We start from the raw sequence: 25,681 nt of genomic DNA, 5'->3' as shown, positions 1-25,681 counted from the left end.
TTTACTGATGGCTGCCCGTGTGTTAAAAGTTCATCCTGCCGATAACGTCATTGTTGCCCTTCGCAACCTGTCGGCAGGGGAGCGGATTGAGTTTGAGAATGATATCTACGAGTTGCCCTACGCTGTTGGGGCCAAGCATAAATTCGTGACGGAAGACCGACAGCCCGGCGATCCGATTACTATGTACGGCGTACTGGTTGGCAAAGCGACCCAGCCCATTCGCCGGGGAGAACCTATCACTACGTTCAATCTAAAGCATGACGCAGACCGCTATGGGCTGGATAAAAAACAACCGTACGGCTGGCAGCCACCCGACGTTTCGTCCTGGCAGAATCGCACGTTTATGGGCTACCACCGCGCCGATGGCAGCGTGGGAACCCGAAATTACTGGCTCGTTGTGCCGCTGGTTTTCTGCGAAAATCGGAACGTACTGATTTTGAAAGATGCCTTTGAGCGCGAGCTCGGCTATTCGCAACCCGAAACCTACCGGGAGCAGGTGCATGAACTGCTCAGCCTGTATAAGGCGGGGGACATGAGCCACATCAAAAAGATGCAGCCGTTTGTCGATGAGTCGCAGAATCAAACGCTGACGCACCTAAACAGATCAGCGAACCGACCCTTTAAGAATATCGACGGAATCAAGTTTCTGACCCACGAAATGGGCTGTGGCGGCACTCGACAGGATTCGGCGTATCTGGGTTCGTTATTGGCCGGATTTATCAATAACCCGAACGTAGCGGGCGCAACGGTGCTGAGTCTGGGTTGTCAGCACCTGCAGGCCGATACAATAGCCACTGAAATTAAACGGCAAAATCCAAAGTTTGATAAACCACTTCTGATATTTGAGCAGCAAGCTGGCACCGAATATGCGCTGATGGCACAGGCGGTGAAAGAAACGTTTCTGGGCTTGGTGGAGATCAACAAACTCGAACGGCAACCGGCTCCGCTAAGTGCCTTAACTGTTGGTTTGAAGTGCGGGGGGTCCGATGGATTTTCGGGTATTTCGGCCAATCCGGTGCTGGGTCATCTGTCAGATACGATCGTTACGTTAGGGGGCAAGACGGTACTGGCCGAATTTCCGGAACTCAACGGCGTAGAGCAGGAACTCATTAATCGCACCGCCGACACGGCCAAAGCACAGAAATTCATTACGTTGATGAGTAATTATTCAGCGCAGGCTGAAGCGGCTGGCTCAGGCTTCGACATGAATCCTTCCCCTGGCAACATCAAAGACGGCCTCATTACCGATGCCATTAAGTCGGCGGGAGCGGCTAAGAAAGGCGGCACAGCGCCCGTCGCCGACGTACTGGATTATGCCGAACCCGCCGTTACGCCCGGATTAAGCCTATTGTGCACACCCGGCAACGATGTAGAAGCGACAACCGGCATGGCAGGTTCGGGCACCAATGTCATTCTGTTCACCACCGGCCTGGGTACCCCCACAGGAAATCCCGTTAGCCCGGTCGTTAAAGTATCAACGAACACAATTCTTAAAAACCGCATGCCCGACGTAATCGACTTCGACAGCGGTCCGATTATCGACGGAGAACAAAGCATCGAACAAAACGCCGACGCCCTGCTGGAATATATCATCAGGCTGGCATCGGGCGAGGTAATAACTCAAGCCGAACGGCTTGGTCAGGATGATTTCATCCCCTGGAAACGGGGCGTTTCACTTTAAAATGGCGAAAGAGCAAAGGAGTGCAAGAGCGACTAGTAATGCGCCGACCACTCATTCGCTCTTGCACGCTTTCACTCTTTGAAAATGTTCTCACTCAAAAACAAAACAGCCCTCATTACCGGGGGAGCTAGCGGCATCGGGCTGGCAATTACAAAAGCGTTCGCACAGGCGGGGGCTTCTGTCCATATTCTTGACCTCAATAGTGAGCAGGCCGAGCAGGCGGCTAATGGCATCAACCAGTCGGGCGGGCAGGCCAGCGGCCACGCGGTCGACGTATCCAATCAGGAGCAGACGATTGCCGTTATCAACCAGATTGCAGCCCAGGGGCCAATTCATATTTTGGTGAATAACGCAGGTGTGTCGCACATTGGCACGGTCGAGACCACAACCGAAGCCGACTTCGATCGAATTTTCCGGATCAACGTAAAGGGAGTTTACAACTGTCTGTATGCAACAATTCCGCACTTGAAAGCCAACGGCGGGGGCGTCATTCTCAATATGGCTTCGGTAGCCGCTACGTTGGGCCTCTCCGATCGCTTTGCTTATTCGATGAGCAAAGGGGCCGTATTGACGATGACACTGTCGGTAGCCAAAGATTATTTAAAAGACAAGATTCGCTGCAACTGCATTTCGCCAGCGCGGGTACATACGCCCTTCGTGGACGGGTTTCTGGCCAAAAACTATCCGGGCAAAGAAGCTGAAATGTTCGAAAAACTGTCGAAAACTCAACCCATTGGCCGCATGGCCGAGCCAGAAGAAGTTGGGGCGCTAGCGCTGTATCTCTGTTCCGACGAAGCCGGATTCGTTACGGGTTGCGACTATCCGCTGGACGGTGGCTTTACGCGACTGAATGCGTAAGCAGCATTCTCTTCTAACTGTGCCACGGTTTTGAACGGTGGCACAGTTTTATAAAAACCATTATTCTTCAACTACCGACTTCACCCCAATTCTAAACCCTGGAATCACCTCAGACTCCAGCGTACCATCTTTCAATTTCTGAGCCAGAACAAACGTATTATCCTCCAGTAAATACTGCTCAATCGTTTCGTGCTCGGTATCGACAATCCAGTATTGGGCCGATTGCTAGAATTGGCCGCGACAATCTATATGGCATTTTTCGCAATATGATCGGGACCTATCAAGTCAGCGCCCGTATTTGTTAAATAAAAAGACGAGACAAACGTAGCGTTGCTATAAAGAATGTATAATCAGACCTGTATTATCCTGGAGTAATTCCTTCGAGTCCATCCGCCTACATTTGCCGCAGAATGGTTAAACTTGTGCCCTAGTCTGCTTTTCTTTCAAAGTTTAGCCAGTTCCGCATGAAACTATTTCGATTCGGCTCCCCCGACCATGAACACCCCGGTGTCGTATTACCCACCGGCCAACACATCGACGTAACGCACTTTGGTGAAGATTACGATGAATCATTCTTCGCCAGCAATGGGCCCGAACGACTGGTGCACTGGCTCACCGCCCATGCCCATACCTGCCCCGAAGTTTCGGCGGACGAACGCTTCGGCCCCTGTGTCAAACGGCCGTCTAAACTCATATGCATTGGCCTGAACTACGCCAAACACGCGGCCGAAACCGGAGCCGCATCGCCCGCTGAGCCGATTCTGTTCTTCAAAGCGACAACGGCACTCTGTGGCCCCAACGACAACGTAGTGATTCCAAAACGTTCCGAGAAAACGGACTGGGAAGTCGAGTTAGCAATCATCATTGGAAAGAAAGCCAGCTACGTTGAACTGGATCAGGCGATGGACTACATCGCCGGATATGCCCTGCACAATGATTACAGCGAACGGGCCTGGCAGTTGGAACGTGGCGGTCAGTGGGTGAAAGGCAAAAGTGCCGATACATTCGCGCCACTGGGGCCCTATCTGGTCACGAAAGACGACGTGCCGAACCCTAACGCACTGAATCTCTGGCTAAACATCAACGGAGAAGAGCTTCAGAATTCCAATACCGATGATATGATTTTCGATGTACCAACGATCGTCAGTTACATCAGTCAGTTCATGACCCTGCTCCCCGGCGACGTAATTTCTACCGGCACGCCAGCGGGTGTCGGCATGGGACTGAAACCCCAGCGCTTCCTCAAGCCCGGCGACGTAGTTGAACTCGGTATCGAAGGGCTGGGCGAACAGAAACAGACAGCCGTTTCTTTTAATGAAGAATGAAGAGTGTAAAGTGAAGAATAAGGTTGACACAAAAACTATTCTTCACTTTACACTCTTCATTCTTCACTCAAAAAATTATGACTATCGACGCACACCAACATTTCTGGCATTTTGATCCCGTTCGTGATAGCTGGATTACGGACGATATGGCGATCATCCGACGCGACTTTCTGCCCGCCGATCTGGAGCCCGTTCTGGCCGAAAACGGAATAGACGGTTGTGTGGCGGTGCAGGCTTCGCAGTCGGAAGAAGAAACGCTATTTCTGGTGAATATGGCCCGAACCTACGACATCGTGAAAGGCGTGGTGGGCTGGGTCGATTTGCAATCCGCTACGTTAGCTGAACGGCTGGAATTCTTCTCCCAATATTCTGACATCAAGGGATATCGACACGTAGCACAGGGCGAACCCGACGATTTTCTGGCACGTCCTGCGGTTGTGGATGGCATTCGTACGTTAGCCGATTTTGGTTTGACATACGACATCCTGATTTATCCCAGCCAGCTCAAGGCCGCGCTGCATCTGGTACGCGCGGTGCCCGAAGTCAACTTCGTGATCGACCATCTGGCGAAGCCGTTTATCAAGAAACAGGAAATCAGCCGGTGGTCAAATTTCATGACTGAGATCGCCAAACACTCAAACGTATCGTGCAAACTCTCCGGCATGGTTACCGAGGCCGACTGGGAGAACTGGAGCAAGAAGGATTTCTTCCCGTATCTGGACGTAGTATTTGAAGGTTTCGGTCCAGATCGGCTTATGTTCGGCTCCGACTGGCCCGTTTGCCTGGTGGCTGCGGATTACACCCAGGTCAAAACACTGGTTGAAGAATACGTTGCTCCCTGGGGCGACGAGGTTCGAGCGAAGGTATTCGGTGAAAACGCGGTAGCATTTTATGGATTGTAACACAGACCGGGCCGCTGTCGCGGATACAGAGAGGAACCACGGAGTTCACAGAGGTTTTTATTTTTCCTCCGTGTATCTCTGTGCAACCTTCGTGTACGCTGTGTTAAAACCTTTTTACGTCTAATTCTATGAATTGTTTCGTTGGCGTTGATGTCGGCACGACCAACGTAAAAGCGCTGGCTATGCCAGCCGATTTAAGTGAGATTCTGGCGCATGCATCCGCTCCGGTTACGACCCTTAATCCTGAACCCGGCTACGCCGAACAGGATCCGGCAGAAATCTGGCTGGCCTTTGTGCAGGTCATGGCTGAAGTAAATCGCGAACTGACCAACGCCGGGCATACCATTACGCATGTAGCGTTCTGCACGGCTATGCACAGCCTGCTGCCCATGAATGCAGATGGAACGCCACTTGGCAATGCCATCCTGTGGTCCGACAATCGCGCCGAAGCCGAGGCAAACGACCTCCGCACTAAGCAGGCTGATTTGGGGAAAGCCATTTACAAAGAAACCGGCACGCCCCTCCACCCCATGATCCCGCTTTGCAAACTGGCCTGGATGCGCGAACACGACCCTCGCCTGTTACGTCGTACGGCTTATTTCGGGTCCATTAAGGAGTATTTATGGCATAAACTTACCGGCGAATTCGAGGTTGATTACTCCATTGCCACCGCGACAGGGCTATTTAACGAGAGCAAGCGTCAATGGAGCGAACTGGCTATGGACTATGCCGGTGTCCGGCCCAATCAACTGTCAACGCCCGTTCCTACAACGTACCAGCGCCCTTACAAACCTCGTTCCGAAGCAGCCGGAACTGGCTTACCGGCAGGCGTGTCGCTGGTCATTGGTGCATCCGATGGCTGTCTGGCTAACCTCGGTGCGGGGGCCATCAAACCCGGCACGGCTACGTTGACGATCGGCACAAGTGGTGCCATTCGGCAAACCGTCCGAAAGCCGCTACGCGATGCACAGGTACGGCTTTTCTGCTATTTTCTGGATGAAGGCTACTACGTTGTCGGCGGGCCAACCAACAATGGCGGCAACGTACTGGAATGGGTATCTGAAAAACTCACTCAACAGAATACGGAAACCGTATTGGCTGAAGCCGCTACCATTCCGCCCGGCTCCGATGGATTGTTGTTCCTCCCCTATCTTCAGGGCGAGCGCGCACCCTTGTGGGATGCCTCCGTGCGTGGCGCTTATCTACACGTAGACTGGCAACATACGCGGGCGCACTTCGTACGGGCGGCTTTGGAAGGCGTATTATTTAACCTGCTTAGTATCAATGGGCTCCTGACTGAACACACAGGCCCGGCACGGGTAATTCATGCCAATGGCGGCTTTGCTCAATCGACCTTCTGGGTGCAGATGCTGGCTGATATGGCCGGCATTCCGGTACGTCTCAACGCGAGTAACGAAAGCGGTTCAATGGGTGCTATTTTGCTGACGATGAAAGCGGCAGGCGTCGTAAAAACGCTGGATGAAGCCGCCGAACGCGTCAAATTCGGTGATACGTTCGAGCCCGATCTAACGCGTTACAAGACGTACCAACAGGCCTTTAAGCAATGGGAGGATGGATTAAAAAAGTTATAAGCTGAACAGCAATCAGTTCAACTGGCAGCTATCGACTACGTCATCGTATCAATAATATCGCCCCGGTGCGAACCGTTTTCTGACCGGCCGTGTCCTTTAGTTCGATTCGATACATATACTGTCCTAAACTCGCCGGTTGGCCATTGATTGTGCCATCCCAGCCTTTTGTTTTGTCGGTCGTACTGTAAACGACCTCCCCCCAGCGGCTGTAGATATTCATCAGAAACTGATCATCCGTAACGCCTTTCGGGAAAAACACGTCATTTACCTGATCGCCGTTGGGCGTAAACGCATCGGGTATAAAAATTTTGGAGTCCCGATGAAGCGTGTAAAAGTTCGAGTAACTGATTTTACCACCCGACGTAGCAATGATCCGATACGTAGCACTTTGCGCAGTTGGATCGTTTGCAGGCGGCTCATAATGGGTACTGGTACCGAGCGGAATTTTCTGACTCGTACCATTCAGCGAGTCGGTCACCTCCACCGTGTAATCGGAAACGGGTCCCGGCACAAAGGGCGATTCGGATGTCCAGTCAAGGCTGGTTTTTTCTTTTGAGTTGAGGAAAACCGTGCAGACAGGTTTCGATGGCGGCAACGTCAACCCACATACGCCCTGATACGTTAGCTGGTAGCAGTAAGAACCAGTTGAAGGTTTAGCACTATTGTCAATAAATAAACTATCATTCTGCACGGTGCCAACCGAATTAAATGTACCCGACGACCCATCGGCACGTGCAATGGCCAGTGTGTAACTGGACAGGGTGCCGGTAGCAGGCTTCGGCAGGGTTGCGGTCAGTTTTGGTCGATTATTCTCAATCGAAACCACTACGTTATCCAGATTGTCGGGGACGTCACCATTGACACCCGTCACACAAACCGAAGCTGACGTGATTTCGGTTTGAGCGACCCCATCAATGGTGGCCACAATGCTGTAACAGTATTGCGTACCACAAACGATGTTATTGTCGTCCGTATACGTAGTGATATTCCTGTTAACGATGGTCCCCCCTATTGGTGCATTGTTGCGCAGCATCCGGTAATACCGAAATTGATTGGTCGAGGATGAGGTGCCAGAATAGGGTGTCCAGCTTAAGTTATTTTTCTTATTAGCCGCCTTAACATCCAGGACAATACTACAAACCTCCTCGGATCTCAACCCCGAATTGCTACAGACATCCTGCGCGACGACCTGAAAGCACTGTACCTGTTTGGCATCCGTTTGAACCGTGAACGTACCAGCCTCTGTTCCTTTCTGACCCGTATCCGTATAAACGCCGTTTACTTTCTGATACAACTGCACCACTGCTCCCGAACCAGCCTGATACTGCATTGTAATGGAATTGTCACTTGTGGTCTTAAGCGTTGTAATAGCTGGTATCGTCCCGGCTGGCACCAACTTAATCGTTTGGGTAGAAACTGTCTTACAAGGATTGGGAGTTGAATAAACACCTTCAACGGTTATGGTCCGCGTGTCGGACCCGTTATCGGTATAGGTATGTTGTGGATTAGCCTCCATGGCAGCCCGGGTCAACGTCTCACGATTTCCGTCATTCCAGGTAATTACATAGCTATCATACTGGCCTAACGTTGCAACGTTAGGCGTGACGGTAACTGTTCGACCCGAGCAGGATTTAAGCGAAATGGAAATAGGATCGAGCGGAAGCACTTCTATCTCTTCACAATGAATCATAGCTGTTCCGCCCAAACTACCCGCCTGTAAAATTTTATATCGACCAGGTTTTGGAAACGTATACGTGGTACTGGCACTGCCCGCTGTCGCTAAATCGGAGTCTTTCGTATAGCCGTAAATATATTTAATTGAGGTGGCAGCTGTTTTTGTGTTTGTGACCGTGATGGAATTACCAACACAAATTCGCGTCGCACTTATGGTAAATCCACCCTCAACTGTACTTGCTGGTCTTTGAGAAGGATCACAATAATCTTGACCGATTGTATAATTGGTTAAAGAAGTAAGCAAAATTATCAGTCCGGTCAACCAACCAGTTTTCTCTCTCAATTCAGTCAGCCACAATCGTAAAACGCGCACAGAAAGTAAATTTTAATCGTTTCCAGAATCAGGAAATCCTTTTCATGGAAACGAAATGACAGGCCTGCCTGTGATAAGTAGCCGTATAAAAATAGGCTAACCCACGTTCGGCAGCCATTATCGAATCAACAACACCGCACCCGTGCGCACAATCGTCTGATTGCTTATGTCTATGACCTCAATACGATAGGCATACTGCCCAGGACTCGCCGGTAATCCATTAACCATACCATCCCAGCCCTTTGTTTTGTCGGTCGTGCTGTAGACTACATCGCCCCAGCGACTGTAGATATGCATCAGGAACCGTTCGGCATACAAGCCTTTCGGCAAAAATTCATCGTTTACCTGATCGCCATTGGGCGTGAACGCAGTGGGTAAGGTGAAGCGGTCTTCCCGCTCAAACGTTTGGTAATTGGAATAACTTACGTAACTACCCGACTTAGCAATAATTCGATATCTGTATACCACTTCACTTGGACTTCGGTCATAATGAGTTGTGATACCAACGCTCTTTTCGCGCGTACTAACGGAGTCGATCAGTTCAACGGAATAATCGGTCACGGCGTCTGGCGTAAACGGGGAGGCCGACGTCCAATCCATAGACTTGATTGACGATGAGGTTAGCAAGATCGTACAGGCGGGTTGCGACGGGGGGAGTTCCAGCCCGCATCCACCCTGATACGTAACCTGATAGCAGTACGAATTCGTAGAGGCATCAACGCTTCCATCGACATAGGATGTTTGACTGGCCAGCGTAGTAATCGGCGTAAAGGCGGCCGATCCGGCATCGGCACGGCTGACAACCAGCGTATAGCTAGGAGGAACACCCGTTGTGGGCAGATGCGTTACAATAGACGGATGGTTATTTTCTACCGATACAACAACAGTACCCAGATTATCGGGCACGGTGCCACTGATTCCGGTAACGCAGGCGGGCGCCGACGTAATGACCGTTTGTGTGGTGGTAGCCGTCGCACTGCTCCCAATAGTCGCCACAATCCGGTAACAATATTGCGTTCCGCAAGTCACGTCAGTATCTGAATACGTAGTGGTGTTCTGGCTGGCTATGGCCGCACCCAGTGGGGCATCGTTGCGGAGAACCTGGTAGTTCTTAAACTGACTCTGTGCTAGCGGGCCAGCATAGGCCTGCCAGTTCACCGTATTTTTCTTGTTGGTAGCCTGTGCATCAGCGACCACACTACACACTTCATCGGATGGGATCGAATTACTGCCACAAACGTCCTGCGAGATGATCTTAAAACACTGTACCTGTTTGGCATCCGTTTTAACGGTAAACGTGGTTGGCCCCGTAAACTGTTGACCTGTATTCACATAAGACCCGTTTACTTTTTGATACAGTTGCACGGGCGAGGCCGCTCCTACCTGATATTGAAGCGTGATGGTACCGTTGTCAACGGCCGTCAAGGCCTCAATAACGGGCTGGCTTATATCTGATGCCAGCGCAACCGCCTGTTGGCTTGTGGAACTGCATATCGGAAGATTGAGCGAGCCATATACACCGTCAATAGAGATGGTTAGTGTATTAGGGGCTGTATCATCATAGGTATGTTGTGGATTAGCCGCTAAGGCTGAACGATCTAATTCTACCGGAAGCGTACCATCACCCCAGTTAACGACATACGCATCGTACTGACCTAGGCTAGCCGCATTAACTTGTAACGTTACCTGTTTGCCCGTGCATGATTTTGCCGTAAACTGAACTGGATCAAGCGGTAGTACCGTAATGGTCTGACATTTTACGGCCAGTGTGCCATTCAGCAAGGTACTTTTTTGAAGTATTGTATATGTACCTGGCGTATTATAAGTAAATATACCCTGTAACTTTAGCTCACCGGTAGGAATGCCTTTCCCTTTATAGTCCTCTATATAAGATATACTAGAGCTTACTAATCCGGCCTTAACGGCTATCACTCGTATTCTATCGCCAGGACAAATCCTGGTTTTATCTAAAGTAAATCCACCTTCGGCAGCGCCATTAGAATTGTTACAGTAGTTGTTATTGGGATCAATCGTCTGAGCGAACGAGGGCAGGGCATGCAGGCAAACGAAGAGCCATGCAATCAGCAATCGCCGAATGGGCGCACCGATTCTCATTCCAGCCCCAGCCAGCCATACTTGTAAAATGTACACGGTGAGTAAATTTATCGTTCGTATAAATCAAGTAGTTACTATATCTTGAAAAACGCCCGGGCAGACATTTTCGCATCCCACGAAACGTATCTTTCTTAAAATCAGTTTTCAGGTAACTGATAGAGTAGTCCAAACGACTGGGAACTCTATTCAACCGGGCTATTGAATACCAAAGATAGTTCCGCTGATACGCATCGACCAAACAGATGAATAATAATAGTGCGAATACTGAGCCATCGGATGATTCACATATAGATCATCCAGAATTAGCCCCCATCCGGTTAGACCGTATCGAGGACGCCATTGCCGACATCAAAGCGGGTAAAATTGTGCTGGTTGTCGACGATGAAGATCGGGAAAATGAGGGAGATATGATCTGTGCGGCCGAAATGGTTACGGCCGAAATGGTCAACTTCATGGTGCGCGAAGGTCGTGGCCTCATGTGCGCCCCCCTAACACAGGAACGTTGCGAAGCGCTGGGACTGGATATGATGGTCACCAGCAATACGTCCGTTCATACAACACCGTTCACGGTTTCCGTCGATTTACTCGGAAACGGTTGCACGACTGGCATTTCAGCCTCCGACCGCGCCAAAACGCTTCAGGCGCTGGTTGATCCAAATACCACGCCCGATGACCTGGGCCGACCGGGGCACATATTTCCGCTACGTGCCGTAGAAGGCGGTGTCATCCGCCGGGCCGGGCATACCGAAGCTGCCGTTGATCTGGCGCGTATGGCGGGTCTTTCGCCAGCGGGTGTGCTGATCGAAGTGCTGAACGAAGACGGCACAATGGCCCGGCTACCCGAACTGCGCGTGCTGGCCGATCGCTTCGGCATGAAACTCATCAGCATTCAGGATCTGATCGAATACCGGCTACGTACCGAAACGCTGATCAGGCGCGAAATTGGGGTGGATATGCCCACCGAGTGGGGTCATTTCGATCTCATCGCCTACAAACAAAGCAACACGGGCGACACACACCTTGCTCTCGTAAAGGGCAGTTGGGAGCCTAATGAGCCCGTTCTGGTACGGGTTCACTCATCCTGCATTACGGGCGATATTTTCGGTTCCTGCCGCTGCGATTGCGGAGCCCAGCTTCATGCGTCCCTGAAAATGGTCGAAGCCGAAGGCAAAGGCGTTGTGGTCTACATGTTTCAGGAAGGGCGCGGCATTGGCTTGATCAATAAGCTGAAAGCCTATAAACTTCAGGAAATGGGCCGCGATACGGTCGAAGCAAACCTCGATCTGGGTCTGCCCATGGATGCCCGCGACTACGGTGTAGGGGCGCAGATTCTGCGTGATCTTGGTATTCGCAAGCTGCGGCTCATCTCAAACAACCCCAAGAAACGCGCGGGTCTGATGGGTTACGGACTAGAAATTGTGGATACTGTCCCGATTGAAATCAAGTCGAATCCGCATAACGAACGGTATCTGCGCACGAAACGCGACAAGATGGGCCATACCATCATGAACGAGCCCGTCAACGAAGAGCAATAATTTCACTACGTAAGATTTAGCAGAAAAGTGAGCACCAATCCAGTCGGTGCCCGCTTTTCTGTTTTATACAAGATCAATGAGACTTGCCGTAAGCCTTCTCCCCCGCTTCGACAGCTACCGATAGTGTATTCGTTTTGGGCGGAATCGGGCATGGATACCCTTCGCTATAGGCGCAATAGGGATTATAGGCCTTATTGAAATCCAGCGTTAAAACCCCATTTTTTATATCGCCGGTCCGCAGATCCATGTAACGTCCCCCGCCATAACTGCCCTCTCCCGACGTAGCATCTTTAAATGGCAGGAATAAATAATCGCGATACTCCGGTCGTCGAATCAAATTCAGGTTGCGGTATAGGGTTAATTTTTGGGGCTTGCCCCGCAGCACAAACGACAGCACGGCGTAAGAAACGTGCGTTCGGGTGGCTCCGCTGTAGGTTGGCATTTCAAACGGCTCTGCCTTAGGCGTCAGCTCCACCGTGGCCTTTACCCGATACGTTGAATCGGGCGCATAAAACTGCACATAGGTCAAATCTTCTTCTAATTTAATCGGACCACCTGCAGAAGCCAGCAGGTCTTTTTTATACGTATCACGATGCCTGGCAAGCTGTTCTGTAAAAGAGATTTGCCCAAAGGCCGCTATCGTCAGTAAATACGTTGACAGAAACAAGAGGATGCGCATAATGAGGTTGATAAAGTGCTGCTGATAAACCTAGAACCGTCGGCCGCCGAACGGTGTTACATAAGTACAAATCAACCACATCAGATCAATAAAACGCACATTACGTATGAATCAGGCAAAAAAATCATTCAAAGAACTCATTCACGGCGATAAGCCCGTGCTGGTTGACTTCTATGCTGACTGGTGTGGTCCCTGCAAACAGCAGGCGCCCATTCTGAAACAACTCACGGAACGTGTTGGCGATAAGATTCGCGTCGTTAAAATCGACGTAGATAAAGCCCAGGCGGCCGCCAACCAATACCAGATTCGGAGCATTCCGACCATGATTCTGTTCAAAGACGGCAAAATTGTGTGGCGCCAATCAGGCGTTCAGCCATTACATACGCTGGAAGGGCTGGCTAAGCAATTTGGTGGCTAAACGCTATATTAACCACGAACAAATAAGTCCGGCCATAGACTTGACCGGACTTAAAATCTACACGCATCACATATTACCAGGAGAGTTACTCCCTATCCTACCATCTTCTATTTACTATGCGCTAATCCGAAGTTTTTCAGATTAGTAAGTGCCGTTACATTAATGATTTTCCACTGTCCATTTATTTTTTCGAGCGTCCGCGACTCTTTGGACGTTGTTTTACCGTGACTGTCGACCAGCGTCTGGTCATACGCCACAAATGCCATATTCCCGTTTTGATGAACGGTATAGTTTGCGTTCTCCACCGTGACTTTATCCGTTATTTTTGAACTTTTGAACTGGCTGGCAAATTGTTTCTCCAGCTTGTCCCACCCTTTCACGAGCAGAAAATCTCCTCCGTACAAATTGGCTGCAAAATGAACGTAGGGCGTATGTGCCCAGGCATTTGCCCATTCGGCTTTGTCCCGCTTAAAAAAGCCTTCCGTTTCACTACGTAACACCCGTTTAATTGCGTCCTCATCGGCCTGAGCCAGACTATGCAACACCGTACTCAGCCCAAAGGCAACCACTAAAAGTGACGTTTTCATGAGTAGGGAATGTTTATTGATCGGTTAAGATAAAACTTAAAATAACAATAAACAAGTATTTTTTTGGACTTTTATCTGTCTGCGAATATATTGGCCTGTTTATATTCACTCAATGAGTCAGCGCTTTCACTCACTTCTGGCAATTCTCTTCAGAGGAGTAAACCCCAGCCTTTATATTTGGCACTCACTTTGCTTTCTTACCTGATCAAAAACGTATTAACTCAATGCTCAACGTTATTCAACCTGACCTTGCGCCCATTACCCGCCATTTACGGGCGATGTTTGGCTCGCGCTTATTAATTGCGGCTGTCCACCATCTGGGTGTATTTGAGGAATTAAGCGCTGGACCGCTCTCACTAGCCGACTTGAGCACCCGTCTCCAATTGAACGAACGTCCGGCTATGGTGCTATTCCCGGCTCTTTGTGCGATGGAGTTGCTTGACTACGACAAATCCGGTCGACTACGTATCACGGAATTAGGACGCTACGTAACACAAACCCATACGCCTAATCTGACGGGTTATGTTGGGTTGGAGAAAGATGATCTGGGCGTAGTAGAAATGGCCGTTCGGCTGAAAAATGATGGACCTCTGGATGCGCCAGAAGGTATTTCGTTTGTGAAAGAAGGTGAAGGTCCCTCCCCTATGGACGATCCCGAATTGTCTCGAAAATTTACGCTGGGTCTGGCCGGACGTGCCCGCCATCTCTCGCCTATCGTAGCGTCCAAACTCTCGACGCGCGAAGGTCACTTGCTGGACGTAGCCGGAGGAACCGGCTATTACACCTACGAATGGCTGCTGAATAATCCAACATCAACAGCCACGATACTGGATAGACCGGCGGTATTGAACGTAGCAGCCGAATTGCTGAACGAGTTTGCTAACAGTGGCCGTCCGGGAGCCGAAAGCGTGAAGGCACGGGTAAGTTTCGCAGCGGGAGACATGCTAGTCGATGAGATTCCACAGACGGATATACTACTGGCGGCCAGCCTCTTCCATGACTGGCCAGCGCCTACCTGCCAGTTATTAGCCAATCGCTTTGCTGCAGCGATCCGGCCCGGTGGTGAACTCTGGGTACACGATGCTTTTCTGAATGATACGTTGGATGGTCCACTGGCAGTCACTGACTACTCGGCTCAGCTATTCTGGGGAACCAAAGGCCGTTGCTACAGTCGGGCCGAATATCGCGGTTGGTTTTCGGAAGCTGGCTTGGAGCCTACTTCCGAAAACATCCCAACGCAAATGGATTATGGATTGATCTGGGCGCGTAAATCTATGTAGAGACGCAAGGGGTTGCGTCTCTACACTCCCGGCAAAATATTCAGGAGGCTACGGCCTTTTGTGGCAACGGCTTCGTGAAACTGATTGCTGATCACATTTTTGATGATCTCACTACGGTCGCGTTCTCCGCGCACCAGGGCTTTCGCAAACTCGATGGCCTGATCGGTCGTGATCTTCCCTGGCATGGGTGGCTCGTTCTGGTCGACAATCGCATCGACCAGAGCGGGACCATCGTGTGCTAAGGCCTGACGTATCACGGCTTCTGCATTTTTTGGATCGTCGATGGTAAAGCCTTTCGCCCCACACGCGTTGGCATAGGCGGCAAAATCAATGGGCTGTAAATCGACCGCAAATTCGGGGTTCCCTTCCATTACGATCTGTTCCCACTTGATCTGTCCATACGAATTGTTGTGAAAGATAAATACCTTGATGGGCAGTTTGTATTTCACCGCTGTAGCCATCTCGCCCATTAACATCGTAAAGCCGCCATCGCCCACCAACGCCACTACCTGACGATCAGGATAAGCCACCGAAGCCGCAATGGCATAGGGCAGCCCCGAGGCCATCGTCGCCAGTAATCCCGACGTAGAAAACTGCATGTCACCCTTTAACTGAATGTGGCGGGCCGCCCAGGTTGTGTTATTACCACAGTCGCAGGTGACGATGGCGTTATCGTTGAGCAGTGGACTAAGCGTGTGCGGAATAACCTGCGGTTTCATGGGTATAGCTTCCTGCGTCCCCCGCTCAGTCATTAACTCATTCCAATGGGTCATGCGCTGCTGCGCCTTTTCCAGAAAACTCCGGTCGTCTTTGCGGTGGATTAAAGGCAACAAAGCCTGTAAAACCGCTTTACTATCGCCCATCAAGCCCACTTCAACGGGTGTTCGTAAGCCAATGTGCGATGGATCGAGATCAATCTGAATGGTACGTGCCTGACCTGGTTTGGGAAAATACTCGAGGTACGGAAACCGTGAACCAATCATAATTAACGTATCACATTCCTGCATGGCATCCTGCGAGGGAGCCGTACCCAGCAAGCCGAGGCCGCCTGTGGTGTGCGGGTCGTTGTCAGGCACAACCCCCTTACCCAACAGGGCTTTTATGATCGGGCCACCAACCGCATCGGACAGGGCCAGTACTTCCTCCCGAGCGCCCAAACAACCCCGACCGGCAAGAATGGCTACCTTCTCCCCCGCATTGATGAGGTCGGCGGCCCGTTGCAACTGCTTCGGATCGGGCGATACGTATTGGCTGACCATCGTCGCACTGCTATGATCAGGCTCGTTGACCATCGACCGTTTATCATCGCTCGTTGTCCAGTCCTGGAAATCTTTTGGAAACGAAATATGGGTGACCGTACGCTGTCCCAGTGCCGTTCGGATGGCCTGATCCACTACGTTGACGACGTGATCTGGCCCCATAACCCGCTCATTGTATACGGCTACATCCGCAAAGACTTTGACCAGGTCAACATCCTGCTGATAGAACGTACCACTAATGTCGTGGGCAGTATGGCCGGTAATGGCTAATACGGGCTGAGCATCGTATTTCGCATCGTATAACCCATTGAGCAGGTGAATGCCGCCACAACCGGACGTAGCAATGCAGACACCGAGCTTCCCCGTGAATTTAGCATAGCCGCACGCCATAAAAGCAGCGGCTTCTTCATGCCGTACCTGAATAAGTTTGATCTGATCCTGCCGATTTCGCAGTGATTCATAAATACCGTTGATGCCATCGCCGGGCAGGCTGAATACGGTATCGACACCCCATTCCAACAACCGTTCGACCAGCAGGTCAGCTCCTGTCTTTGCCATACTAATAGGTAAATTAAGCTCCGTTCCAAGACGCCGACACTAGCTGTCGTGGCACGTTTGAACGGAACGAATACGTGCATTTAACCACCTATCCGGCAATCGTGTTTGGCCATAGCCTGAAGATTAAAGAATATTAATAGAGTACGGAAGGGGGATTTTGGCTGAACTGACCGGACGTTTTACTCATGACGGGTATCGACTTTACTTATAGCTTAATTATCTCGCTATTTTTACGGGCATACTTCCCATCAATCGCTATGTTCTCATCTTCCGGCAGGTCCTTATGCATAATGGGTAACGTAGTGGATGCTCAGGGTCGCGAATCTGTCAAAACGATTCTGGTCCAAAATGGCAAAATCACGAACGTTCAGAATGGCAAAGTGCCTCTTTCGCTCCCTGATCTGATTTTGCTGGAGCTGGCGGATAATGAAGTCGTATTTCCGGGGTTGATCAATTTACACGTCCATTCGGAATACAACATTTTTCCGCTCTGGCAAAGTCCGGCCGTCTGGAGCAATCGGTATCAATGGCGTAATAACGATCAATACACGCAGGAGATAAAAAACTTCAAGGACTACATTGAAAGCAAGTGGGTACAGGACTATCTGGGATTTATCAAGCCGATCGTTCAAGCCTACACGACGGAAAAGGATGACCATTTAACCGCTACTTCGATTGCCATTGCGGTGAGCGAAGTGCAGAAATTGCATGGTGTCATCACCGAATTACAGGCCGTTGCAGGCGGCACTACGCTCGTTCAGCAGACGATCAAACTAGAGAATAATGCGAGTCTGCCCAGTTTTATCGTGCGAAACACGGGCGACCCAATCGAATTGGGGCTGCCATTCACCAAAAAGGTTTTTTCGGTTGTAGACTTTGTGAAACCCGGCCCGGATTTCGACGCGCCCGGTAGCCCAATCCATGCGCATGACGATACGTCTGTCTGGCCCATGATGCGCCACCCCAGCTTCACGGATTTTCTAACATCCCTTCGGGAAGGCAACAGTCGTTACTACGCGTCCATCGCTCACCTGGCCGAAGGACGGGCGGGCTATCTTCAGAAAGGAAAACCGGACGGATTCAGTCGGCGGGAATTTATTGAATTTCGGAAGGCGCTTTCTCAACTCCCCAATCCAGAATCGCTTAAAACGGCGAATCTGACATTAACGCATGCCTGCGGCCTGGATTATTCAGACCCCGATACCCTCGATTTTTTACGCGATAATCACATCAGCATTGTTTGGTCGCCGGTCTCTAATCTGATTTTGTACCGCGATACGATTCCCGTAAAAACGCTGCTCGACCACGGCATCAATGTCTGTTTGGGTTCCGATTGGGCACCCAGCGGTAGTAAGCATGTTTGGGATGAGTTAAAATTTGCCCGGCATTTTTGTGATGCCGTCTCCCTCAACGTCAGCAATGCGCAGTTGCTGGCGATGGTTACCCAAAACCCGGCGACCGCGCTAGGACACATAAAAGCCGGTGCTATTCAACCGGGCTACAACGCCGATTTTTTCATTTTACGCAAGCAGTCGGCAAATCAGACTGCATTAACCGCTTTACAGACTCAGGATGATAGTGCCGTTCGTTGTACCATTGTGAATGGCCGGGTGATCTATGGAGACGAAGATTTGTTTGTCAATACGTTAGCCGTCGATTATCAGCGGATTCCCTCGGAAGAAGGACAGGGAGCCGCAAAAAAGGTAGTGAGTATTAATTCGTCCCTCAACTTCGATCTGGCGAAGGGCTTAGCCCAGGTTGATGCGCTGATGCTACGTTACGCCACCGAAACGTTACGCTTACCCAACCTCCGACGAACCCGCCTGCTTTCCGCCGACGACCACCTCTATCAGGTACGTATTAAGCTAGTGAAGAGTTATTTGGCAGAGTTGTTGAAGTGAACGTGAGCAACCACACCCATATCTACAATGTATCAGATTTATTCAGGAAAATCAGTAAGCTGTGGTAGTACGCCATTATCCTGAATCATGACAGCACCGAGGCAATTTTCATCGTGTCTTTTAAGGAATTATAAGTTAATATGTTTCACGAAAAGAAATACTTAGGTGAAGTATTTCTTGTAATCTTTTTTCAGCAAAATCATATTTCCTACCATTCGATTCTATAAGTTGTTTAAACTTACTGACACCCACTGCTCTACATATATATGCTTCAATAATGTAATTCAACTGATAGACAATGCTACAGATACATTTTAAAACCAAAGGACCGTCTTCAAATTCCTCGCTAGTAAATGGGTCAATGTCCCCATAATTACTCTTTATTCTTTTTCTGTACAACAAGTCCATTATTGTTGTTGGCCCTATCTGTAAAGATATATCCTCCCATTCTGCTTGAGTAAGAATACGCTTTTCTTTTTTGTACTTTCTCTTGTAATCTGAACAATATTTATCTCTACGATCGTCTAATTTTTGCTCCCGTGTACTTTTTAGGAATTGGCAAATTTAATTATGAACTGTCTCAGTATCTAAGTACAATCAAGAAAGACCTGTCGGGTTGCTCCGATGATTGATAGCACTTTTTCAGGTGCTTGATTATAGCGGGCAAAGAAGTTATTGGTCGCTTCAATCAGCTTTTTGATGGATTCGAATAACTCACAATGCGTCACCTCGCGTCGCCAGTGTCGCCACAACATCTCAATGGGATTGAGCCAGGGACTGTAAGTGGGCAGATACAGCAAGACTAACCGGCCAGCGGCTCCTCGTACTACGGCATCTATTTCTCCGCCACTATGGGTATCGGCGTTGTCCCAAGCCACGTAAATGGTTTGCACTGGGTGCCTCAGCAGAAGCTGCTCAAGAAGCTCCGTAATCTGTTCGCGTCGTTTTCGTTTACGAACAATAACCACCGTTTCGCCTGTATGATAGTTGACCGCCCCGATGCCGAATCGTTTGTTGGTTTGTCCCGGCGTGGGAATCATTACCTGCCGACCTACGGGGCTCCACATCGCTCTAAGGGTCGGTTGCCAACTCAGATTAAACTCGTCAGCATAGTAAAAAACCGCATTAGCTTCTAACTGATCTCTTTTGATCTCAATCTCCTTTTTTTAAGTAGGTACTCTGGATCAGGGCTGCTGATTTTATGTTGGGGCCGGGATAAGACAATCTCCATGGCTTTTAGTTGAAGACGCACACCCTCTTCCGATAGGCGCACACCCGTTTGCTCGGCTAAATAATCGGCCAGCCGAGCCAGCGTCCACAGCGAAAATTCCAGGCCTAAACTGCGGGGACGTTGGCGTACACTGCTGAGTAGTTGTTGACGATAAGCCTGACTAACTTTGGAAGGCTTCCCACTTTTGGGTGCATCATGCAGGCCAGTAATCCCTTCGGCTTGATAGCGTTTGAGCCAACGTTGAACCGTGCGTTCACTTTCGCGAACAATCAGGGCGATCTGGGGAGCTTTTAAGGCTTGCTCGGCTGAAAGCAAAATCATTTGGGCACGAGTACGGATACGTGGGAGCTTAGTGGTTTGATACAAATCCACTAGCTCCTGATGAGCCGACGGGGGTAGGTTATCGATTTGGAGTGCTCGCATATCCAAAGATAAGCCAATCTGGTGTCCGACAAGTCTTTTTTGAATATACTTAGTAGTGACAAACTCATTGGCTTTATCCCACAGGGTTTTACAATATTTTTATAATGAATATCCTTCTTTCCTCCATCGGAGTAAAAACTTATTGATTTCGGTAGCTTTCCTTCTACAGCCATTAAGGCGAATTTCCTTAAAATAAGAGCATGTGATTTATCTGCCTCAGTATAACCTAGGGTATGATAAAGTGCCCTAAGTGAATTAAATGTGGAATAATAAGCTTGCGGAAATGCCCATTGCAAAACACAGGCATGTTCAACATGCTCTAATATCTGCATATTACTTCGAAGGATATGTTCCGTATTGCGGCTGTTCAATAACAAGCTTTCGATTTTCCTTTCGTCAGCATTTTTAGAAATCGAAATTTTATCAACAAAATAAGGAGTTCTCGAAACTTCCTCAGCGAAGTTATTGGTGATTAGATGGTGGCTTATAGCTTCAAATTGATTTCTAACAGTTTTAGCCTGAAACCATACAGTTGGCTTTCCGACCTTTCCTTGAAGGCTCTCAAACGAAAGATTCATAATATTAATACAGTGCGATAAAAAAACTCCCGACCGTGTTAACCACAGCCGGGAGCCAAATAACTCTTAGTGGGTTAATCTATTACGATCCGCACATCTCGCATCCTTCCGGATCGTCCAGCGAGCAGGTCATGGCGGCATATTGCTGTTCGAGGTCTGTTACCATCGGCACAGGCTGTGGCGCTACGTTCTGGGCGTGTTCCTTAGCGTACTGTACGTAGTCGAGTGGTTTTTCGACGGTTACTACAGCTTCGGCCATTACGGGCTCCAGTTGTGGCTCGGCTTGTGGTTGCACGACCGTGAACTTCACAGCGTCGGATGCAGCCTTCGTGCGCAGGTAATACATACCCGTTTTCAGGCCCGCTTTCCAGGCGTAGAAGTGCATGGACGTCAGCTTGCCGAAGTTCGAGTCCTGAATGTGAATGTTCAGCGACTGCGACTGGCAAATGTACGCGCCCCGGTCGGCGGCCATGTCGATGATATGCTTCTGCTTAATCTCCCAAACCGTTTTGTAGAGGTCTTTGATATTCTGCGGAATATTCGGAATCGCCTGTACCGAGCCATTGGCCAGAATCAGGTTGTTCTTCATCGCATCGTTCCATAAGCCCAGTTTCACGAGGTCTTTGAGCAGGTGTTTGTTCACGACCACGAACTCGCCCGACAATACGCGACGGGTGTAGATGTTGCTCGTATAGGGTTCAAAACATTCGTTATTACCCAAAATCTGCGACGTCGAAGCCGTTGGCATGGGTGCCAGCAGCAGCGAGTTCCGAACGCCATGTTCCACTACGTCCTTGCGTAGGCTTTCCCAATCCCAGCGACCCGATTTTGGTTTCACACCCCACATATCGAACTGAAAAATACCTTCCGAAATCGGCGAGCCTTTCCAGGTTTCGTAGGGACCACATTCTTTAGCCTGCTCCATCGAGGAAGTCATGGCACCGAAATAAATCGTCTCAAAAATATCTTCGTTCAGGCGACGCGCTTCTTCCGATTCAAACGGCATACGTAGCATGATGAAGGCATCTGCCAGCCCCTGCACACCCAGACCGATTGGCCGGTGGCGCATGTTGCTCCGACGCGCTTCTTCAACCGGGTAATAGTTGACGTCGATGATCTTGTTGAGGTTGCGGGTGGCTGTTTTAGTCACTTCATACAACTTCTGGTGATCGAACCGCATCATGCCGTCCTTACTCCGCGTAATAAACTTCGGAAGGGCAAGTGACGCCAGGTTACAGACCGCTATTTCGTCGGGAGCCGTGTACTCAATGATTTCGGTGCAGAGGTTCGACGATTTGATGGTGCCGAGGTTCTTCTGGTTCGATTTCTTGTTGGCCGCATCCTTATACAACATGTAAGGTGTGCCAGTTTCGGTCTGCGATTCCAGAATTTTAAACCACAATTCCTGCGCTTTGATGGTCCGACGAGCACGGCCTTCGCGCTCGTAGCGCGTGTATAAAGCCTCGAACTCATCACCGTAGCAATCGGCCAGACCTGGGCACTCGTGTGGGCAGAACAGCGACCAAACGTCGTCGTCCTCCACCCGCTTCATGAACAGATCGGGTGTCCAGAGCGCATAGAACAGATCACGGGCACGGCCTTCTTCTTTACCTGAGTTCTTTTTCAGATCCAGGAAATCGAAAATATCGGCGTGCCAGGGCTCCAGATAAATAGCAAACGAACCTTTGCGCTTTCCACCACCCTGATCAACGTAACGAGCGGTGTCGTTGAACACACGGAGCATTGGCACAATCCCGTTCGACGTACCATTGGTGCCTTTGATGTAAGTACCTGTTGCGCGAACGTTGTGAATGCTCAAACCAATGCCACCCGCCGACTGTGAAATTTTGGCGGTTTGCTTCAGGGTGTCGTAAATACCATCGATAGAGTCGTCCTTCATCGTCAGCAGGAAACAACTCGACATCTGTGGCTTGGGCGTTCCGGCGTTGAACAACGTTGGTGTCGCGTGGGTAAACCACTTTTCCGACAGCAGATTGTAGGTCTCAATAGCCGCTTCGACATCTTCCATGTGAATCCCGACGGCCACCCGCATCAGCATATGCTGTGGACGTTCGGCAATGCGACCATCCAGCTTCAGCAAATACGACTTTTCGAGCGTTTTGTAGCCGAAGTAATCATAACCGTAATCCCGATCGTAAATGATCGTGGAATCCAGCAAAGCTGCATGTTGGCGTACTACGTCATACACCTCTTTCGCAATCAGTGAGGCATTCTCTCCAGTTTTCGGATCTTCGTACTGGTACAGTTTTTTGATCGTACCAGAAAATGATTTGTTTGTCTCTTTGTGCAGGTTCGAGATAGCAATCCGAGCCGCCAGAATCGCATAATCTGGGTGCTTGGTCGTCATCGACGCAGCCGTTTCGGCCGCTAAATTGTCGAGTTCAGTCGTTTTGACACCATCATACAGGCCACTAACGACTTTTACAGCGACCTCTACAGGTTGCACATAAGCTGGATCAAGGCCATAGCACAGCTTCTCGATTCGAGCTGTGATTTTGTCGAACTTGACGGACTCCCGGCGGCCATCACGTTTGATTACATACATATTTAGGGCTTTTGATTATATATGAATAAATGATAAATTCAGTTAAGTGCTTTCAGTAGTCCAGATTCAGCATATATTTTCTCTAATGACCTATAAACGCCTATTAATCAAATATATACTAGTTTATTTCCAAGAGATACCCTTCTTATCCTATTGGTAAAGTCGGTAGTAAGTTATTTTTCTGGTTTAGAATGGACTGTTAACGTCTTCTTAAAATAGACGGAAAATCAACCCGGATGGTTCGGGGGTTTTGGTGAATCCTTGAAACGTGCAACTCTACCTTGCAGGTTAAGAAATTGTTAAGGCGTCAGTCTTAGCGACTTAACAATAGCCCATCGGAGAGATAGTCTAAGAAATAAAAAAATCAGAGTTTTTAGATGGTTAACAATGGCAGACCAGGTCCTGTGCCGTTTTATAGAGGGATTGTATTTGATTGGCAAAGTAAGAATAAAGGGGGAGAGGCACAAGCCTTTATTAAGGCATTATTAGGCAACGGCACAGATTTATATGGTTACTAATCAAGCGATAAAAGTTGCAACAAAAAGGTTGGCAATCCACTTAAAACACCTTACCTTTGCAGTCCTTTTCGGTCGGAAACCGAGAAGATGACAAGAAACTAAGATTAATCATGAAAAAGGGCATTCACCCGGATTACCGCGAAGTGGTATTCCACGATCTGTCGAGCGATTATAAATTCCTGACGCGCTCAACGGTTCAAACAAAAGACAGCATCGAGTACGAAGGCAAAACCTATCCGCTCGTTAAAATTGAAGTTAGCTCGCAGTCGCACCCATTCTATACGGGCAAGAACGTATTGCTCGATACAGCTGGTCGTGTGGACAAATTCCGCAAGCGCTACGGTACCAAGGAAAACGCAACGCCGACCTCACAATCGTAGTTTACTGACATTCACACAAAACTCCCCTGTCGCGAAAACGTAGCAGGGGAGTTTTGTTTTAGGACAACGTAGCATTCTTTAGGTATACCAGATTCCGTCTGAGATTAATTTGACCCGCCCCCCAACAGTAATCTCATACGTATCATTAATACGTTCCCCTTTCAGATAAATATAGGATTTTCGATTTATCTGAAATCCCTGCTCCACGACGGCATTAACAGTGTTGTTCGAATACGTTAACAGATACGCTAACAAACACCCATTGGCGCTACCCGTTGCCGCATCTTCAGACACCTTATTATTCTCGATTAACAGCATCCTGGCGTTATAGTCGGAGGTTGCTTCGTAGGTTTCTTTTGTGAAAAAGAATACGGATGTCGAGTGCCCGGTGATGCTATTGGTTCTGTACTTCTTCTTAGATAGCAGAAAGTTCTTGAAGGTTTCATAATCAAGCTGGATCGCATCAATGACCGACCGACTTTTGAGCGGGATAATAATATACGGCAATCCCGTACTTATTTCCTGAACAGGCAGCGAATGATCTAAATCATCCAACTCTATCCCCAGTCCCTGCGCAATTTCTTCATGCGTAAAGAACTCTCGAAATTCGGGTTGGGTTTGCCGCATAAAAATTTCACTTTCATCCAGCTTTTCGGGCTGTAAAACCAAGATCTCAATGTCGCCGTGTGCTAACTCCAGTATCAACTTTTCTGGAACCTCGGGCAACAGAAACTTCGAAATAATATAACTCGTTCCAAGCGATGGATGACCCGCAAACGGCACTTCGTGCTCGGGTGTGAATATTCGCACGACAAAGCGTTCATTATCTTTGTTCGCTTTGATAAAGGTTGTTTCGGCAAAATTTATTTCCCTCGCCATATTCATCATTTGCTGCTCTGGCAGTTGATCGTCTAAATCCAGAAAAACAGCCAACTGATTACCTTCATATTTATTGATAGCAAAGACATCTACGATGTAAAATCTAATTCCTTCCATTGGGCTATGAACTATTGTCAATACGTACTAAATACATTACTTACCAATGAGATACCAGTTTAGTGGCATTTCTAAAATAAATACAACAATAATGAGCCTTCACTTGCTTTTTGAGTAAATTAATCTTAATTTTGCACCAGATTTTACAAGCGACATCCGTCGCGTCTCTGTTTCTCTCCTTTTTTTCACGCTGAGTTAGGTCTGACAGAGCCAAGGTACGGATGTACAGGATGGGTTTTCTGTGTAGACGCT

The 25,681-nt window shown here is 49.1% G+C and carries 20 protein-coding genes; 10 read left to right on the top strand and 10 right to left on the bottom strand.

Features of this window, described 5'->3' with window-relative positions:
• The first annotated feature begins 7 nt into the window (after positions 1–7).
• From ACYVEA_RS17045 to ACYVEA_RS17025, 5 genes are all read left to right on the top strand, one after another.
• Positions 8–1,681, top strand: a complete 1,674-nt coding sequence (locus tag ACYVEA_RS17045; protein WP_461114635.1) for a UxaA family hydrolase — start codon at positions 8–10, stop codon at positions 1,679–1,681.
• Between the two features lie 84 nt (positions 1,682–1,765).
• Positions 1,766–2,539: an SDR family NAD(P)-dependent oxidoreductase gene (locus ACYVEA_RS17040; protein ID WP_461114634.1), complete on the top strand. Its 774-nt coding sequence runs from the start codon at positions 1,766–1,768 to the stop codon at positions 2,537–2,539.
• Between the two features lie 464 nt (positions 2,540–3,003).
• Positions 3,004–3,864, top strand: a complete 861-nt coding sequence (locus tag ACYVEA_RS17035; protein ID WP_461114633.1) for a fumarylacetoacetate hydrolase family protein — start codon at positions 3,004–3,006, stop codon at positions 3,862–3,864.
• A 77-nt stretch (positions 3,865–3,941) separates the two neighbouring features.
• The gene (locus ACYVEA_RS17030; RefSeq protein WP_461114632.1) at positions 3,942–4,766 is read left to right on the top strand and encodes an amidohydrolase family protein; all 825 of its coding nucleotides are present in this window, start codon (positions 3,942–3,944) and stop codon (positions 4,764–4,766) included.
• A 128-nt stretch (positions 4,767–4,894) separates the two neighbouring features.
• Entirely contained in the window at positions 4,895–6,358 is a 1,464-nt protein-coding gene (locus ACYVEA_RS17025; RefSeq protein ID WP_461114631.1) for a gluconokinase, read from the top strand.
• Positions 6,359–6,398: 40 nt separating this feature from the next.
• Here ACYVEA_RS17025 and ACYVEA_RS17020 read toward each other — a convergent pair whose 3' ends face one another.
• Together ACYVEA_RS17020 and ACYVEA_RS17015 are read right to left on the bottom strand one after the other, a co-directional pair.
• The gene (locus ACYVEA_RS17020; protein WP_461114630.1) at positions 6,399–8,048 is read right to left on the bottom strand and encodes a T9SS type B sorting domain-containing protein; all 1,650 of its coding nucleotides are present in this window, start codon (positions 8,046–8,048) and stop codon (positions 6,399–6,401) included.
• Between the two features lie 474 nt (positions 8,049–8,522).
• On the bottom strand, positions 8,523–10,556 hold the full coding sequence (locus tag ACYVEA_RS17015; RefSeq protein ID WP_461114629.1) for a T9SS type B sorting domain-containing protein: 2,034 nt from the start codon (positions 10,554–10,556) through the stop codon (positions 8,523–8,525).
• A gap of 206 nt (positions 10,557–10,762) precedes the next feature.
• On the opposite strand from ACYVEA_RS17015, the gene ACYVEA_RS17010 reads away from it, so the two are divergent.
• Positions 10,763–12,055: a bifunctional 3,4-dihydroxy-2-butanone-4-phosphate synthase/GTP cyclohydrolase II gene (locus tag ACYVEA_RS17010; protein WP_461114628.1), complete on the top strand. Its 1,293-nt coding sequence runs from the start codon at positions 10,763–10,765 to the stop codon at positions 12,053–12,055.
• Between the two features lie 73 nt (positions 12,056–12,128).
• Here the strand turns inward: ACYVEA_RS17010 and ACYVEA_RS17005 are convergent, their stop codons facing one another.
• The gene (locus ACYVEA_RS17005; RefSeq protein WP_461114627.1) at positions 12,129–12,734 is read right to left on the bottom strand and encodes a DUF1684 domain-containing protein; all 606 of its coding nucleotides are present in this window, start codon (positions 12,732–12,734) and stop codon (positions 12,129–12,131) included.
• 88 nt (positions 12,735–12,822) lie between these two features.
• Between ACYVEA_RS17005 and trxA the strand changes: the two genes are divergently transcribed.
• Complete coding sequence (trxA, locus tag ACYVEA_RS17000; protein WP_262507679.1) at positions 12,823–13,152, top strand: thioredoxin; 330 nt, start codon at positions 12,823–12,825, stop codon at positions 13,150–13,152.
• A gap of 107 nt (positions 13,153–13,259) precedes the next feature.
• Here trxA and ACYVEA_RS16995 read toward each other — a convergent pair whose 3' ends face one another.
• Complete coding sequence (locus ACYVEA_RS16995; RefSeq protein WP_461114626.1) at positions 13,260–13,739, bottom strand: Cif family virulence factor; 480 nt, start codon at positions 13,737–13,739, stop codon at positions 13,260–13,262.
• Between the two features lie 224 nt (positions 13,740–13,963).
• On the opposite strand from ACYVEA_RS16995, the gene ACYVEA_RS16990 reads away from it, so the two are divergent.
• Positions 13,964–15,019 carry a methyltransferase gene (locus ACYVEA_RS16990; RefSeq protein WP_461114625.1) on the top strand — a complete coding sequence of 352 codons (1,056 nt, stop codon included), beginning with the start codon at positions 13,964–13,966 and terminating at the stop codon, positions 15,017–15,019.
• 20 nt (positions 15,020–15,039) lie between these two features.
• Here ACYVEA_RS16990 and ACYVEA_RS16985 read toward each other — a convergent pair whose 3' ends face one another.
• Positions 15,040–16,836, bottom strand: coding sequence for a thiamine pyrophosphate-dependent enzyme (locus tag ACYVEA_RS16985; RefSeq protein ID WP_461114624.1), 1,797 nt, complete (start codon positions 16,834–16,836; stop codon positions 15,040–15,042).
• Between the two features lie 257 nt (positions 16,837–17,093).
• On the opposite strand from ACYVEA_RS16985, the gene ACYVEA_RS16980 reads away from it, so the two are divergent.
• Positions 17,094–18,737: an amidohydrolase family protein gene (locus ACYVEA_RS16980; protein WP_461114623.1), complete on the top strand. Its 1,644-nt coding sequence runs from the start codon at positions 17,094–17,096 to the stop codon at positions 18,735–18,737.
• Between the two features lie 587 nt (positions 18,738–19,324).
• Here ACYVEA_RS16980 and ACYVEA_RS16975 read toward each other — a convergent pair.
• The 4 genes from ACYVEA_RS16975 to ACYVEA_RS16960 all read right to left on the bottom strand — a co-directional run bounded on the left by ACYVEA_RS16975 (position 19,325) and on the right by ACYVEA_RS16960 (position 23,535).
• Positions 19,325–19,888 (bottom strand): IS630 family transposase, encoded by a 564-nt coding sequence (locus ACYVEA_RS16975; protein WP_084757713.1) that lies wholly within the window; start codon positions 19,886–19,888, stop codon positions 19,325–19,327.
• Positions 19,870–20,391, bottom strand: coding sequence for a helix-turn-helix domain-containing protein (locus ACYVEA_RS16970; protein WP_040585487.1), 522 nt, complete (start codon positions 20,389–20,391; stop codon positions 19,870–19,872). Before ACYVEA_RS16970 ends, ACYVEA_RS16975 begins: the two co-directional genes overlap by 19 nt.
• Positions 20,340–20,969 carry a hypothetical protein gene (locus ACYVEA_RS16965; protein WP_461114622.1) on the bottom strand — a complete coding sequence of 210 codons (630 nt, stop codon included), beginning with the start codon at positions 20,967–20,969 and terminating at the stop codon, positions 20,340–20,342. Before ACYVEA_RS16965 ends, ACYVEA_RS16970 begins: the two co-directional genes overlap by 52 nt.
• Positions 20,970–21,051: 82 nt before the next feature.
• Positions 21,052–23,535 (bottom strand): ribonucleoside-diphosphate reductase subunit alpha, encoded by a 2,484-nt coding sequence (locus tag ACYVEA_RS16960; protein ID WP_461114621.1) that lies wholly within the window; start codon positions 23,533–23,535, stop codon positions 21,052–21,054.
• Between the two features lie 628 nt (positions 23,536–24,163).
• Here ACYVEA_RS16960 and ACYVEA_RS16955 point away from each other — a divergent pair.
• Positions 24,164–24,433 carry a type B 50S ribosomal protein L31 gene (locus ACYVEA_RS16955; RefSeq protein ID WP_461114620.1) on the top strand — a complete coding sequence of 90 codons (270 nt, stop codon included), beginning with the start codon at positions 24,164–24,166 and terminating at the stop codon, positions 24,431–24,433.
• Between the two features lie 78 nt (positions 24,434–24,511).
• On the opposite strand, the gene ACYVEA_RS16950 is transcribed toward ACYVEA_RS16955, so the two are convergent.
• Complete coding sequence (locus tag ACYVEA_RS16950; RefSeq protein ID WP_461114619.1) at positions 24,512–25,429, bottom strand: PhzF family phenazine biosynthesis protein; 918 nt, start codon at positions 25,427–25,429, stop codon at positions 24,512–24,514.
• Positions 25,430–25,681 lie beyond the last annotated feature (252 nt).

The sequence above is a fragment of the Spirosoma jeollabukense genome, from assembly GCF_054777855.1.
Note: the sequence above shows the minus strand (reverse complement) of the source record. Positions and strands in the feature narration are given on the sequence as shown.